Consider the following 13315-nt stretch of genomic DNA (forward strand, 5'->3'; position numbering starts at 1 on the left):
ATGAAGCTGAACCAACTGGACCATGACATCACGGGCGAGGGCGGCGACGCCCTCGTCTCCGGTTTCGCGATCGACCATCGCAAGGTCGCGCCGGGCACGATCTTCGGCGCGTTCCAGGGAGCGCGGGTGAATGGCGAGGATTTCATCGCCGATGCGGTGCGCAGCGGCGCGGTGGCGGTCGTCGCCCGGCCGGGCGTGCGGGTGGAGGGGGCGGTGCACATCGCCTCCGACGAACCGCGCGCGGCCTTTGCCCGGCTGGCGGCGGCGTTCTTCGCACCCTTCCCGGCGACCGCGGTGGCGGTGACCGGCACCAACGGCAAGACCTCGACCGTCGAGATGACGCGCCAGCTCTGGCGGATGGCGGGGCATCATGCCGCCTCGATCGGCACGCTGGGCGTGACCACCGCCGACGAGCGGACCTATACCGGCCTCACCACGCCTGACGTCGTGACCTTCCTGTCCAATGTCGCGGGGCTGGCGCGCGAGGGCGTAACCCATCTGGCGTTCGAGGCGTCGAGCCATGGCCTGACCCAGTATCGGACCGAGGGGCTGGAGGTGTCGGCGGCGGCCTTCACCAATTTGTCGCGCGACCATCTCGACTATCATGGCGACATGGGGGCCTATCTGGCGGCCAAGATGCGGCTGTTCTCCGAGGTGCTGTCGCCCGAGGGCACGGCGGTCGTGTGGGCCGACGACGTGGAAAGCGGCCGGGTGATCGACCTGGCGCGTGCACGCGGCAACAGGCTGGTGACGGTCGGCACGCGCGGATCGACGCTGAAGCTGGTCGAGCGGCATCCGACCCTGCTGGGCCAGGGGCTGGTGATCGAGGACGAACAGGGCGCGGTGCACAAGGTGCAGTTGCCGCTGATCGGGGCCTATCAGGCGGCCAATGCGCTGGTTTCGGCTGGCCTCGTCATCGCGACTGGCGGCGACGTCGCGCGGACGGTCGCCGATCTGGCCCGGTTGCAGCCGGTGCGCGGGCGGCTGGAACGCGCCGCCATCGCGCGCAGCGGCGCGCCGGTCTATGTCGACTATGCCCATACCCCCGATGCGCTGGAGGCGGCGATCGCCGCGCTCAAGCCGCATGCGGGCGGGCGCCTGATCGTGGTGTTCGGCGCAGGCGGCGACCGCGATCCGGGCAAGCGCGAGGTGATGGGACAGGTCGCCTCGCTGCATGCCGACCGGGTGATCGTGACCGACGACAATCCCCGGACCGAGGACCCCGCCGCGATCCGCGCGCAGGTGATGCGCGGTGCGACCGGCGCGATCGAGATCGGCGACCGGCGCGAGGCCATCGCCGCCGCCATCGCGGAGGCAGGCGAGCAGGACATCGTGCTGATCGCCGGCAAGGGGCATGAACAGGGCCAGATCGTTGGCGACCTCGTCCTGCCCTTCGACGATGTGTCGGTGGCGCGGGAGTGCGCGGCATGACGTCCCAGGCCCCCACCAAGACGCCGCCGGTCGACAAGGCCGATTCCGCGCAGCCGGACGCGCCCGCACGCGTGCGCCCCAAGCTGTCGCTGCATTATGGTGCCAAGACGCCCGAGGAGCGCAAATGACCCTGTGGACCGCGCAGGAGATCGCGGCGGCGACCGGCGGGCAGGCATCGGGCGATTTCGCCGTGTCGGGCGTCGCCTTCGACAGTCGCGAGGTCGGGCCGGGCGACCTGTTCGTCGCGATGGCGGGCGAGGCAACCGATGGCCATCGCTTCCTGGACCAGGCCTTTGCGCAGGGCGCGGCGGGCGCGCTGGTCAGCCAGCCGACCGATCATCCGCATGTCCACGTCGCCGACAGCTTCCACGCGCTGGAGGACCTCGCACGCGCCAGCCGGGCCCGGACCCAGGCGACGATCATCGGCGTCACCGGATCCGTCGGCAAGACCAGCGCCAAGGAGGCGCTCTATGCCGCGCTGGACCGGGGCTGGCGCGGGGCGGTGCACCGTTCGGTCAAGAGCTACAACAACCATACTGGCGTTCCGCTGAGCCTGGCCCGCATGCCGCGGGGCGTCCGCGCGGGCGTGTTCGAGATGGGGATGAACCATGCGGGCGAATTGTCCGCGCTGACCGCGATGGTCCGCCCGCACATCGCCATCGTCACCGCCATCGCGCCCGCGCATACCGAATTCTTCCCCGACGAATCCGCCATCGCGGATGCCAAGGGCGAGATTTTCCAGGGGCTCCAGCCCGGCGGCACCGCGATCGTGCCCTATGACAGCCCGCACCGCGACCGCCTGATTGCGGCGGCCAAGCCCCATGCCGACCGGATCGTGACCTTCGGTTTCGATCCCGCCGCCGATGTCCGCGCGGTCGAGGCGATGCGCGGGCCCAATGGCGGCAGCTTCGTGACCGCCCGGCTGGGCGACAAGGAACTGAACTTCACCCTGTCGCAGCCGGGCCAGCATTGGGTGTCCAACGCGCTGGCGGTGCTGGCGGCGGTCGATGCGGCGGGCGGCGATCTGGGGCTGGCGGGGCTTGCGCTGGCCGAGATGGGCGGGCTGGCCGGGCGCGGCGCGCGGTTCCGCATGGCGAACGGCGCGCTGGTGATCGACGAAAGCTACAACGCCAACCCCGCCTCGATGCGCGCCACGCTGGCGGTGCTGGCCGAGGAGCCTGGACGCCACGTCGCGGTGCTGGGCGAGATGCGCGAGCTGGGCGAGGATTCGGACGCCTATCATGCGGGCTTGGCCGAGCCGATCCTGGCCGCGCGCGTCGAACGGGCGCTGCTGGTCGGTGAATCGATGGCGCCGCTGGCCGCCGCGCTTGAGGGGCGGGTCGATTTCGTCCATGTGGCCGATGCTAAGGCCGCGCAAGCCGCGCTGGCCTCGATCATCGCGCCCGACGACGTGGTGCTGATCAAGGGTTCCAACGGGGTCGGGCTGTCGCGGGTCGTCGCCGCTCTGGGACGCGAATCTCGACTGGGCGGGGCGCAGGGTTAATGTTGTACTGGATCGCGGAGCATCTGGGTTTTCCGGGGCTTTTCAACCTTATCCGCTATCAGTCCTTTCGCACCGGCGCGACGGTGGCGACCGCGCTGTTCATCGGCCTGATCATCGGCCCGCGCTTCATCGGCTGGCTGCGCGTCCGCCAGGGCAAGGGACAGCCGATCCGCGCCGACGGGCCGCAGACCCATCTCGCCAAGCGAGGCACGCCGACCATGGGCGGGCTGATGATCCTGACCAGCATGGCGCTGGCGATCATCATCTGGATGAACGTCTTCAACCCCTATGTCTGGGCATGCCTGTTCGTCACGCTGGGCTTCGGGGCGATCGGGTTCCTCGACGACTATGACAAGGTGCGCAAGGCCTCGACGGCGGGCGTGTCGGGGCGGACCCGGCTGCTGCTGGAATTCGCGATCGCGGGCATCGCGGCGTGGATCATCATGGGGCAGAACGGGCCGCACCTCTATCTGCCCTTCACCTCGCGCATGTATATCGACCTCGGCTATTTCTATCCGTTGTTCGCCGCCTTCACGATCGTGGCGTTCGGCAATGCGGTGAACCTGACCGACGGGCTCGACGGCCTCGCCACCATGCCGGTCATCATCGCCAGCGTCGCGTTCATGGTCATCGTATATCTGGCGGGCAACGCGAAGTTCGCCGACTATCTGGGCATTCCGCATGTGCCAGGCGCGGGCGAGCTGGCGATCTTCTGCGGCGCGGTGGTCGGCGCGGGGCTGGCCTTTCTGTGGTTCAATGCGCCCCCGGCGGCGGTGTTCATGGGCGACACCGGCAGCTTGGCGCTGGGCGGGGCGCTGGGCACCATCGCGGTCGTCGCGCATCACGAGATCGTGCTGGGCATCATCGGCGGCCTGTTCGTGGTCGAGGCGATGTCGGTCATCATCCAGGTCTTCTTCTACAAGCGGACCGGCAAGCGGGTGTTCCGCATGGCGCCGATCCACCATCATTTCGAACAGCTCGGCTGGTCGGAGCCGACGGTCGTGATCCGCTTCTGGATCATCGCCTTCGTGCTGGCGCTGGCGGGCCTGTCGACGTTGAAGCTGCGATGATCGTTTCGCGGGACTGGGCGGGAAAACGTTACGCGGTGCTGGGGCTTGCACGCTCCGGCGCCGCGACCGTTTCGGCGCTGCTGGCGGGCGGGGCGAGGGTCGTGGCGTGGGACAGCGATCCGGCCAAGCGCGCGACCTTTGCATTGGACGACCAGTTGAGCATCGCGCCGCTTGATGACCTTTCGGGTTTCGATGCGCTGGTCGTATCGCCGGGGGTGCCGCTCAACACACATCCGCTGGCCGCCGCCGCGCGCGCAGCGGGCGTGCCGATCATCGGCGACATCGAACTCTTCGCCCAGACGCGCCGCGACCTGCCGTCGCACAGGGTCGTCGGCATCACCGGCACCAACGGCAAGTCGACCACCACCGCGCTCGTCCATCACATCCTGAAGACGGCGGGCGTGCCGACCCTGATGGGCGGCAATATCGGCCTGCCGATCCTGGGGCAGGAACCGCTGCCCGAGGGCGGGGTCTATGTGCTGGAGCTGTCCAGCTATCAGATCGACCTGACGACCGGACTCGATTGCGACGTGGCCGTGCTGCTCAACATCACGCCCGATCATCTCGACCGCTATGACGGCTTCGCGGGCTATGCCGCGTCGAAGGCCCGGCTGTTCGCGATGCAATCGGCGGGGCATGTCGCGGTGGTCGGCACGGGCGACGAGGCGTCGGCCAATATCGCGCAGGGCCTTGCCGGGCGGACCGACGATCTCGTCACCATCGCGTCGGACCCGATCGACCAGAGTCGCTGGCCCGCCTTGCAGGGGCCGCACAATGCCCAGAACGCCCTCGCCGCCATCGCGGTCGCGCGCGCCCTGGGTATCGCCGAGGATGCGATCGAGGCAGGGCTGGCGAGCTATGCCAGCCTGCCGCACCGGATGCAGCAGGTCGCGATTCGCAACGGCGTGGCCTTCGTCAACGACTCCAAGGCGACCAATCCCGAATCCACCGCGCCCGCACTCGGGGCTTTCCCGCGCGTGCACTGGATCGTCGGCGGCAAGCGCAAGGGCGACGATCTCGACGCCTGCGCCCAGCATCTGGATCATGTCGTCGCCGCCTATACCATCGGCGAGGCCGCGCCGCTGTTCTTCGATCTGCTGAAGGACAAGGTGCCCGTGGTCGAGCAGTCGGGCACGCTGGAGGCGGCGGTCGCCCATGCGGCGGCGGCGGCGCGGCCCGGTGACACGGTGCTGCTGTCGCCCGCCTGCGCCAGTTTCGACCAGTTTCGCGATTATGAAGCGCGGGGCGACGCCTTCCGCGCGGCGGTGGAGGCTCTGGCGTGACCGACCGCGCTCCCAAGCCAGGCCCGCGTCCCGGCCTGATCGGATCGATGAAGGGCCGGGGCGGGCGCGGCGACCGTTCGCCGCTGGGCACCTGGTTCTGGGATATCGACCGGGTGCTGCTGCTGCTCACCCTGTTCCTGATCGCCATCGGTCTGGTCGCGGTCGCGGCCGCCAGCCCGGCGACCGCGATGCGCTATTCGGGCGAGCACCGCAAATTCGCCCCGCTCTATTATTTCTGGCGACAGGTGATGTGGGTCGGCGTCTCGCTGCCCGTGCTGTTCGGCGTCTCGATGCTGCCGGTCGTCACCGCGCGGCGCATGGCGGTGCTGGGGACGGGGATCCTGATCGCGATCCTGGCGGTGACGCCCTTTATCGGGGTGGAGATCAACGGCGCGCGGCGCTGGATCGGCTTCGGCATCGCGCAGTTCCAGCCGTCCGAATTCCTGAAGCCGATGTTCATCGTGACGACCGCCTGGCTGTTGTCGCTGAAGGCCAAGGAGCGCGACCTGCCCGCCACGCTCATCACCATGGGGATGACGGGACTGGTCGCGGGCTTGCTGATGCTGCAACCCGATTTCGGGCAGACCATCGTCTTCTGCCTGGTCTGGGTCGCGCTGCTGATGATTTCGGGCACGCCGCTCAAGGTGATGCTGGCGATCGGGGCGATGGCGCCGGTCGGGCTGGTCACCGCCTATATGTTCTACAGCGTGGCGCGGAACCGCATCAACGCCTTCCTGTTCCCCGATGTCGACGGCGAGGGCGCGGCGGACCATTTCCAGGTCAATGCCGCGCACAATACGCTGACTGCGGGCGGCTGGACCGGCACCGGCCCCGGCGGCGGCACGGCCAAGTTCGGGCTGCCGGAGGCGCATACCGACTATATCTTCTCGGTGATCGGCGAAGAGTTCGGGTTGATCGCCTGTTCGATCATCGCGCTGGTCTTCCTGGCGATCGTGGTGCGGGTGTTCGTGAAGCTGCTTGACGAACAGGACGAGTTCAAGCTCTACGCCGCATCGGGTCTTGCCGTGCAGTTCGGCGCGCAGGCGCTGATCTCGATGGCGGTGAATACGGGGCTGGCCCCGTCCAAGGGGATGACCCTGCCGTTCATCAGCTATGGCGGCTCGTCGATGATCGCGCTGTCGATCGGGATGGGGTTGTTGCTGGCTTTCACCCGGCGCAATCCGTTCCTGACACGCAGCCCCTATGTAGTCAGGTGGAGCGGGCAATGAGCCGTCACTTCGTCCTCGCCGCCGGGGGTACCGGCGGCCATATGGTCCCCGCCGCCGCGCTGGCGGCCGAACTGACCCGGCGCGGCCACCGCGTCGCGCTGGTATCGGACGCGCGCGGGGTGCGCTTTCCGGGGCTGTTCGAGGATATCCAGACCCACGTCCTGCCCGCCGGGCGCTTTGCGGGCGGGCCGGTCGGCTGGGCCAAGGCGCTGCGCGAGATGTGGCGCGGCCGGGCGATGGCGCGCGAACTGTACAGCACCTTCCGCCCCGCCGCCGTCATCGGCTTTGGCGGCTATCCGGCGATGCCCGCTTTGCTGGCAGCATTCGCGGAAGGCATCCCGACCGCGATCCATGAGCAGAATGCCGTGCTGGGCCGGGTCAACCGGCTGGTCGCGGGGAAGGTCGATGCGATCGCTCTGTCCTATGAGGACACGCAGCGGCTGAGCGCCAAGCACGCGGCCAAGACCCGGCTGATCGGCAATCCGGTGCGCGACCAGGTTCTGGCGCTTCGCTCGCGGCCCTATCCGCTGCTGGAGGAGGACGGCATCTTCCGCGTCCTCGTGACGGGGGGCAGCCAGGGGGCGAACATCCTGTCCAAGGTGGTGCCCGATGGCCTCGCCATGCTGCCCGTCACCTTCCGGCGGCGGTTGCAGGTGACGCATCAGGCGCGGATCGAGGATATCGACGCGGTGCGCGCCAAATATGCCGAGCATGAGATTCCGGCGGAACTCGCCACCTATCTGCCCGACCTGCCCGAGCAACTCGCCTGGGCACATCTGGTGATCGCGCGGGCGGGCGCCTCGACGCTGGCCGAGCTGACGGTCGCGGGTCGCCCGGCGATCCTGGTGCCGCTGCCCTCCGCGACCGACGATCACCAGACGGTGAACGCGCGCGAGATGACGAAGGCGGGCGGCGCGCGGACGATCGCGCAGAAGGATTTCACGCCGGTCGAACTGGCCAAGCAGATGCAGAAGCTGGGCCTCGACCCGGCGGCGCTGGAGAATGCGGCGGGGCGGGCGCGGGGCTGTGGCCGACCGCAGGCGGCGAGCGATCTCGCCGATCTGGTCGAAAGCCTCGACGCGCCGCGCATGGTCTTGCCAGTGGGCAAATCGCAAAGGACACGGAATTTGGCAGGGATGGGCGCATGAAGGGCGTCGCCACGGATATCGGCACGATCCACTTCGTCGGCATCGGCGGCATCGGCATGTCGGGCATTGCCGAGGTGATGAAGAATCTCGGCTACCGGGTGCAGGGCTCTGACGTGGCCGAGGGCTATGTGGTGCAGGGCCTGCGGACCAAGGGCATTCCGGTCGCGATCGGTCATGCCGCCGACAATCTGGGCGATGCGGCGGTGGTGGTCACCTCGACCGCGATCACCCGCTCCAACCCCGAAGTCGAAGCCGCGCTGGAACGCCGCATCCCCGTGGTGCGCCGCGCCGAGATGCTGGCCGAGTTGATGCGGCTGAAGTCCACCGTCGCGGTGGCTGGCACGCATGGCAAGACGACGACCACCTCGATGGTCGCCGCGCTGCTGGATGCGGGCGGGGTGGACCCGACCGTCATCAATGGCGGCATCATCAACAGCTATGGCTCCAATGCGCGTCTGGGCGCCAGCGACTGGATGGTCGTGGAGGCGGACGAGAGCGACGGCAGCTTCTTGCGGCTGGACGGCACGATCGCGGTCGTGACCAATATCGATCCCGAGCATCTCGACCATTATGGCTCGTTCGACCGGGTAAAGGACGCGTTCGTCGAGTTTGTCGAGAACGTCCCCTTTTACGGTGCGGCCCTGCTGTGCCTCGACCATCCCGAGGTGCAGAACATCCTGCCGCGCGTGCGCGACCGGCGCGTCGTGACCTATGGCTTTTCGGCGCAGGCGGACGTGCGCGGCGTCAATGTCACGCCGATCCCCGGCGGCAACCGGTTCGAGGCGATCATCCGCAACCGCGACGGCTCCAGCCGCTCGATCGAGGGGATCGAGCTGCCCATGCCCGGCCGCCACAATGTCCAGAACGCGCTGGCCGCGATCGGCGTCGCGCTGGAGCTCGGTATCGACGATGCGACCATCCAGCAGGGCTTCGGCCAGTTCGGCGGCGTGAAGCGGCGCTTCACCAAGGTCGGCGAGATCGCGGTGGACGGCGGCACGGTGACCGTGATCGACGATTACGGCCACCACCCGGTCGAGATCCGCGCGGTGCTGGCCGCCGCCCGCGAGGGCGCGCGTGGGCGCGTGATCGCGGTGGTGCAGCCGCATCGCTTCACCCGGCTCGGCAATCTGATGGAGGAGTTCCAGACCGCCTTCAACGATGCCGACCGCGTGCTGGTGACGCCGGTCTTCGCCGCGGGCGAACAGCCGATCGAGGGCGTCGACGCCTCCGCGCTGGTCGAGGGACTGAAGCGGCGCGGGCATCGTTCGACCGCGACCGTCGCCGATGCCGATGCGCTCGCCGAGGAACTGGCGGGCTCGATCCGCGCGGACGACATGATCGTCTGCCTGGGCGCGGGCGACATCACCAAATGGGCGGCGGGCCTCGCGGCAGCAATCGAGGCGCGCCGATGACCCTGCCCGATACCGCCGGCCGACTGACCCCCGGAGCGCCGCTGGCGCCGCTGGTGTGGTTCAAGGCGGGCGGAGCGGCCGAATATCTGCTCGAGCCCAGGGACGTCGATGACCTGTCGGCGTTCCTGCGCGCGCTTGCGCCGGACGTGCCGGTGATGGCGCTGGGCCTCGGCTCCAACCTGATCGTGCGCGACGGCGGCGTGCCGGGCGTGGTCGTGCGGCTCGGCAAACCGTTCAGCTATGCGCGGGCAGGGGAGGGGCACCTCGTCACCTGTGGCGGGGGCACGTCGGGCATCCTCGTCTCGTCCAATGCGCGCGATGCGGGGATTGGCGGGCTGGAGTTCCTGCGCTCGATCCCCGGCACGGTCGGCGGCTTCGTGCGGATGAACGGCGGGGCCTATGGCCGCGAGGTCGCCGACGTGCTGGTCTCCGCCACGGTCGTCCGCCGCGACGGCACGGTCGAGACGCTGGGCGTCGCGGACCTCGAATATACCTATCGCCACTCCAACCTGACCGATGGGACGGTGGTGGTCGAGGCGGTCTTCCAGGGCCATGCCGCCGAGCCGGAGGCGATCCAGGCCGAGATGGACCGCATCGCCGCCGCGCGCGAGGCGTCGCAGCCGCTGCGTTCCAAGACCGGCGGCTCGACCTTCAAGAATCCCGACGGGCACAAGGCCTGGGCGCTGGTCGATGCGGCGGGCTGTCGCGGGCTGACCCTGGGCGATGCGCAGGTGTCTGAGAAGCATTGCAACTTCCTGCTTAACCTCGGCGGCGCCACGGCGGCGGAGATCGAGGCGCTGGGCGAGGAAGTCCGGACCAGGGTGAAGGCCCAGTCGGGGGTTTGCCTCGAATGGGAAATCCAGCGCGTCGGGGTGCCGAAGTGAAGGCCGCCACCTCCATCCTCCCCATCGTAGATGGGGAGGGGGACCGCCGCGAAGCGGTGGTGGAGGGGCGAGGGGCTTGCCCCTCCACCAGCCTGCGGCTGGTCCCCCTCCCCAAGCTACGCTTGGGGAGGAATGAAGAAGACCCCACGCAAACAACAAGGATCGCGTGATGCATATCGTCGTACTGATGGGCGGCTGGTCGGCGGAGCGGCCGGTGTCGCTGATGTCGGGCGCGGGCGTCGCCGATGCGCTGGAGCGGAACGGCCACCGCGTGACCCGGATCGACATGGGCCGCGACGTCGCGGCGAAACTGGTCGAGGCCAAGCCCGACCTCGTCTTCAACGCGCTGCACGGCTCGCCTGGCGAGGACGGCACGGTGCAGGGGATGCTCGACCTGATGGGCATTCCGTACACCCATTCGGGTCTCGCCACCTCGGTCATCGCGATCGACAAGGTGCTGACCAAGCAGGCGCTGGTCCCGCACGGCATCCCCATGCCCGGCGGCCGGATCGTGAAGTCGCAGGAACTGTTCGCGGGCGATCCGCTGCCGCGCCCCTATGTGCTGAAGCCGGTCAATGAAGGCTCGTCGGTCGGCGTCGCGATCGTCACCGACACCAGCAACCACGGCAACCCGATCGCCCGTGATGGGGCGGGGCCCTGGGCTGAGTTCGAGGAATTGCTGGCCGAGCCCTATATCCGGGGCCGCGAGCTGACCACCGCCGTGCTGGGCGGCCGCGCGCTGGGCGTGACCGAGCTGAAGCCCAAAAATGGCTGGTACGATTTCGACGCCAAATATACCGACGGCCTGACCGAGCATGTCTGCCCCGCGCAGATTCCGGACGAGATCGCCGAGGCGTGTAAGTCGCTGGCGCTGGAGGCGCACCGCATCCTGGGCTGTCGCGGGGCCTCGCGCTCCGACTTCCGCTGGGACGACGAACGCGGCGTCGACGGGCTGTTCCTGCTGGAGGTCAACACCCAGCCGGGCATGACCCCGCTCAGCCTGGTGCCCGAACAGGGCCGCCATGTCGGCATGGATTACGACGCGGTGGTCCAGGCGATCGTCGATGAGGCGGTCCACTGGTACAAGGATCAGGCAGGATGAGCCGGACGATCAAGCGCGGCACCTCGCCCCGCCGCCCGGCGCCGCGTCGTCGCCAGCCGGTCAAGCGCGCGACGCTTTCCGAACGATTGCTCGCGAAGCTGCCGGTCAGCGAGGAGACGGTCAAGAAGGCCGTGACCTGGACGATCCTGGGCGGTGCGGGCGCGGCGGCGCTGGCGCTGGCGACCTGGGTCGGGGTGCCCGGCATGATCGGCACCGCCATCGCCGAACAGGCGGGCCATGCGGGGTTCCGCGTCCAGCAGATCGAGGTCACGGGCCTGAAGCGGATGGACCGGATGACGGTCTATGCCGTCGCGCTCGACCAGCAGAGCCGGGCGATGCCGCTCGTCAATCTGGAGGATGTCCGCGCCAAGCTGCTCCGTTACGGCTGGATCAAGGACGCGCATGTCTCGCGCCGTCTGCCCGACACGCTGCTCGTCGATATCGAGGAGCGGAGCCCGGCGGCGGTGTGGCAGGACAATGGCCAGCTGACCCTGATCGACGCGGGCGGCGTGCTGCTGGAACCGGTGCGGCCCGAGGCGATGCCCGACCTGCCGCTGATCATCGGGCCGGGCGCGAATTTGCAGGAACCGGGCTATCAGGCGCTGCTGTCCGCCGCGCCCGCGCTGAAGCCGCGTGTGAAGGCGGCGACCTGGATCGGCAATCGCCGCTGGGACCTGACCTTCGACAGCGGCGAGACGCTGGCCTTGCCGGAGGACGGCGCACCGGCCGCGTTGATGAAGTTCGCGGCGATGGACGGATCGCGGCCGCTGCTGGGGCGCGGCTGGTTGCGGTTCGACATGCGCGACCCTGCAAAGCTGGTTGCGCGCAGGCCCGGTTTGAATCAGAATCACGCCTTGGCCGATCCGGCGAAGGCCGGGGGCATGGCGGGCGACGTCGGACCGGGGAACGGCGCGGATGCGGCGGCGGTCGACGGGACATCACAGGGGTAACAGGGGCATGGCGAAGATCGCACCCGAGGGACTGATTACCGCACTGGACATCGGATCGTCCAAGGTGTCCGCCCTGATCGCGCGGAAAGGCGATGGCGGCGAGCTGATCGTGCTGGGCACCGGCCAGCGCGAGAGCCGGGGCGTCAAGCGCGGCTATATCGCGGATATGGGCGCGACCGAGGCGGCGGTGCGCGAGGCGGTCGAACAGGCCGAACGCATTGCGGGCCTGAATATCGAGAATGTCTGGGTCGGCTTCTCGGCCGGAGGGCTCGTGTCCGACGTGGCCGAGGTCGAGTTCGAGCTGGGCGGGCATCAGGTCGAACAGGGCGATATCGACGCGCTGCTGGCGGCCGGGCGCAACTCGATCGATCCGCAGGGGCGGATGGTGCTGCACGCGCAGCCCGCGCTCTATACGCTCGACGGGCTGACCGGCGTGAAGAAGCCGCTGGGTCTGCATGCCGACCGGCTGGGCGTGCATATCCATGTCGTCGCCGCCGACGGTTCGCCGGTGCGCAACCTCGACCTGTGCGTCCGCTCGGCGCATCTGGAGGTGAAGTCGATCATCGCCGCGCCGGTCGCGACGGGGCTGGCCTGTCTGTCCGACGAGGAGCGCGAACTGGGCGTCGCGCTGGTCGAGATGGGGGCGGGGATCACCAATGTCTCGCTGTTCGCGGGGGGCATGCTGGTCGGGCTGTGCTCGCTGCCGATGGGGGCGGCGGATATAACCGACGACGTGGCGTCGGCCTTCGGCACGCGGCGCCAGATGGCAGAGCGGATGAAGTGCTTCCACGGCTCGGCCAATGCGTCCCCGCGCGACAATCACGACATGATCCAGGTCACGCCGATTTCTGCCGAGGATGGCGGCGACACGATGCAGATCACCAAGGCGCAGCTGATCGGCGTGATCCGCCAGCGGCTGGAACATCAGATGGGCGAGATCCGCAAGGCGCTCCAGCATCTGAAGTTCGAGGGGCCGGTGGGTCGCCAGGTCGTGCTGACCGGCGGCGGCGCGGAGTTGAAGGGCATCGCCGACTATGCGCAGCAGGCGCTGGGCCGCTCGGTCCGCATCGGCCGACCGCGCGGGCTGGCCGGTCTGCCCGATGCGCATGGCGGCCCGGCTTTCGCGACGCTCGCGGGTCTGGCTTTCTATGCCGCGACCGATCCGATCGACCTGCGCAGCATCGCTCCGGTCAACCAGACGGTGCACCGGCCGAGCGGCATGGGGCTGTTCCGGCGGTTAATTCAGGCGGCAAAAGCCAATTATTAACGAAAAGCCTTCCAAACTGGACGGTTTTATGTTGG

Annotated in this window: 12 protein-coding genes; all 12 read left to right on the forward strand. The window is 68.9% G+C overall.

The window, feature by feature from the left end:
- The 12 genes from ACFX59_RS03530 (at position 1) to ftsA (ending at position 13280) form a co-directional block, all read left to right on the forward strand.
- Entirely contained in the window at positions 1-1431 is a 1431-nt protein-coding gene (locus tag ACFX59_RS03530) for a UDP-N-acetylmuramoyl-L-alanyl-D-glutamate--2,6-diaminopimelate ligase (protein ID WP_387430264.1), read from the forward strand.
- Positions 1428-1559 (forward strand): hypothetical protein, encoded by a 132-nt coding sequence (locus ACFX59_RS03535; protein ID WP_309698828.1) that lies wholly within the window; start codon positions 1428-1430, stop codon positions 1557-1559. Before ACFX59_RS03530 ends, ACFX59_RS03535 begins: the two co-directional genes overlap by 4 nt.
- Positions 1556-2935, forward strand: coding sequence for a UDP-N-acetylmuramoyl-tripeptide--D-alanyl-D-alanine ligase (murF, locus tag ACFX59_RS03540; RefSeq protein ID WP_387429730.1), 1380 nt, complete (start codon positions 1556-1558; stop codon positions 2933-2935). The genes ACFX59_RS03535 and murF overlap by 4 nt, the downstream gene beginning before the upstream one ends.
- Positions 2935-4005, forward strand: coding sequence for a phospho-N-acetylmuramoyl-pentapeptide-transferase (gene mraY, locus ACFX59_RS03545; protein ID WP_307103386.1), 1071 nt, complete (start codon positions 2935-2937; stop codon positions 4003-4005). The genes murF and mraY overlap by 1 nt, the downstream gene beginning before the upstream one ends.
- Entirely contained in the window at positions 4002-5288 is a 1287-nt protein-coding gene (murD, locus tag ACFX59_RS03550) for a UDP-N-acetylmuramoyl-L-alanine--D-glutamate ligase (RefSeq protein ID WP_387429733.1), read from the forward strand. The genes mraY and murD overlap by 4 nt, the downstream gene beginning before the upstream one ends.
- 47 nt (positions 5289-5335) lie before the next feature.
- Complete coding sequence (locus tag ACFX59_RS03555) at positions 5336-6517, forward strand: FtsW/RodA/SpoVE family cell cycle protein (protein WP_307104767.1); 1182 nt, start codon at positions 5336-5338, stop codon at positions 6515-6517.
- Positions 6514-7665, forward strand: a complete 1152-nt coding sequence (gene murG, locus ACFX59_RS03560) for an undecaprenyldiphospho-muramoylpentapeptide beta-N-acetylglucosaminyltransferase (RefSeq protein WP_387429736.1) — start codon at positions 6514-6516, stop codon at positions 7663-7665. The genes ACFX59_RS03555 and murG overlap by 4 nt, the downstream gene beginning before the upstream one ends.
- Complete coding sequence (gene murC, locus ACFX59_RS03565; RefSeq protein ID WP_387429737.1) at positions 7662-9077, forward strand: UDP-N-acetylmuramate--L-alanine ligase; 1416 nt, start codon at positions 7662-7664, stop codon at positions 9075-9077. The genes murG and murC overlap by 4 nt, the downstream gene beginning before the upstream one ends.
- On the forward strand, positions 9074-9961 hold the full coding sequence (murB, locus tag ACFX59_RS03570) for a UDP-N-acetylmuramate dehydrogenase (protein WP_387429740.1): 888 nt from the start codon (positions 9074-9076) through the stop codon (positions 9959-9961). Before murC ends, murB begins: the two co-directional genes overlap by 4 nt.
- A gap of 169 nt (positions 9962-10130) precedes the next feature.
- Positions 10131-11063, forward strand: coding sequence for a D-alanine--D-alanine ligase (locus tag ACFX59_RS03575; protein WP_309698817.1), 933 nt, complete (start codon positions 10131-10133; stop codon positions 11061-11063).
- Positions 11060-12013 (forward strand): cell division protein FtsQ/DivIB, encoded by a 954-nt coding sequence (locus ACFX59_RS03580; protein ID WP_307103399.1) that lies wholly within the window; start codon positions 11060-11062, stop codon positions 12011-12013. Before ACFX59_RS03575 ends, ACFX59_RS03580 begins: the two co-directional genes overlap by 4 nt.
- Before the next feature lie 7 nt (positions 12014-12020).
- Complete coding sequence (ftsA, locus tag ACFX59_RS03585) at positions 12021-13280, forward strand: cell division protein FtsA (protein WP_307103401.1); 1260 nt, start codon at positions 12021-12023, stop codon at positions 13278-13280.
- Positions 13281-13315 lie beyond the last annotated feature (35 nt).

It is taken from the genome of Sphingomonas sp. NCPPB 2930 (assembly GCF_042867205.1).
In the GTDB taxonomy this organism is placed as follows: Bacteria; Pseudomonadota; Alphaproteobacteria; order Sphingomonadales; family Sphingomonadaceae; genus Sphingomonas.

Coding starts and splice junctions, on each gene's coding strand:
- ACFX59_RS03530 (WP_387430264.1), top strand. CDS start 1: ATGAAGCTGAACCAACTGGACCATGACATCACGGGCGAGGGCGGCGAC.
- ACFX59_RS03535 (WP_309698828.1), top strand. CDS start 1,428: ATGACGTCCCAGGCCCCCACCAAGACGCCGCCGGTCGACAAGGCCGAT.
- murF (WP_387429730.1), top strand. CDS start 1,556: ATGACCCTGTGGACCGCGCAGGAGATCGCGGCGGCGACCGGCGGGCAG.
- mraY (WP_307103386.1), top strand. CDS start 2,935: ATGTTGTACTGGATCGCGGAGCATCTGGGTTTTCCGGGGCTTTTCAAC.
- murD (WP_387429733.1), top strand. CDS start 4,002: ATGATCGTTTCGCGGGACTGGGCGGGAAAACGTTACGCGGTGCTGGGG.
- ACFX59_RS03555 (WP_307104767.1), top strand. CDS start 5,336: ATGAAGGGCCGGGGCGGGCGCGGCGACCGTTCGCCGCTGGGCACCTGG.
- murG (WP_387429736.1), top strand. CDS start 6,514: ATGAGCCGTCACTTCGTCCTCGCCGCCGGGGGTACCGGCGGCCATATG.
- murC (WP_387429737.1), top strand. CDS start 7,662: ATGAAGGGCGTCGCCACGGATATCGGCACGATCCACTTCGTCGGCATC.
- murB (WP_387429740.1), top strand. CDS start 9,074: ATGACCCTGCCCGATACCGCCGGCCGACTGACCCCCGGAGCGCCGCTG.
- ACFX59_RS03575 (WP_309698817.1), top strand. CDS start 10,131: ATGCATATCGTCGTACTGATGGGCGGCTGGTCGGCGGAGCGGCCGGTG.
- ACFX59_RS03580 (WP_307103399.1), top strand. CDS start 11,060: ATGAGCCGGACGATCAAGCGCGGCACCTCGCCCCGCCGCCCGGCGCCG.
- ftsA (WP_307103401.1), top strand. CDS start 12,021: ATGGCGAAGATCGCACCCGAGGGACTGATTACCGCACTGGACATCGGA.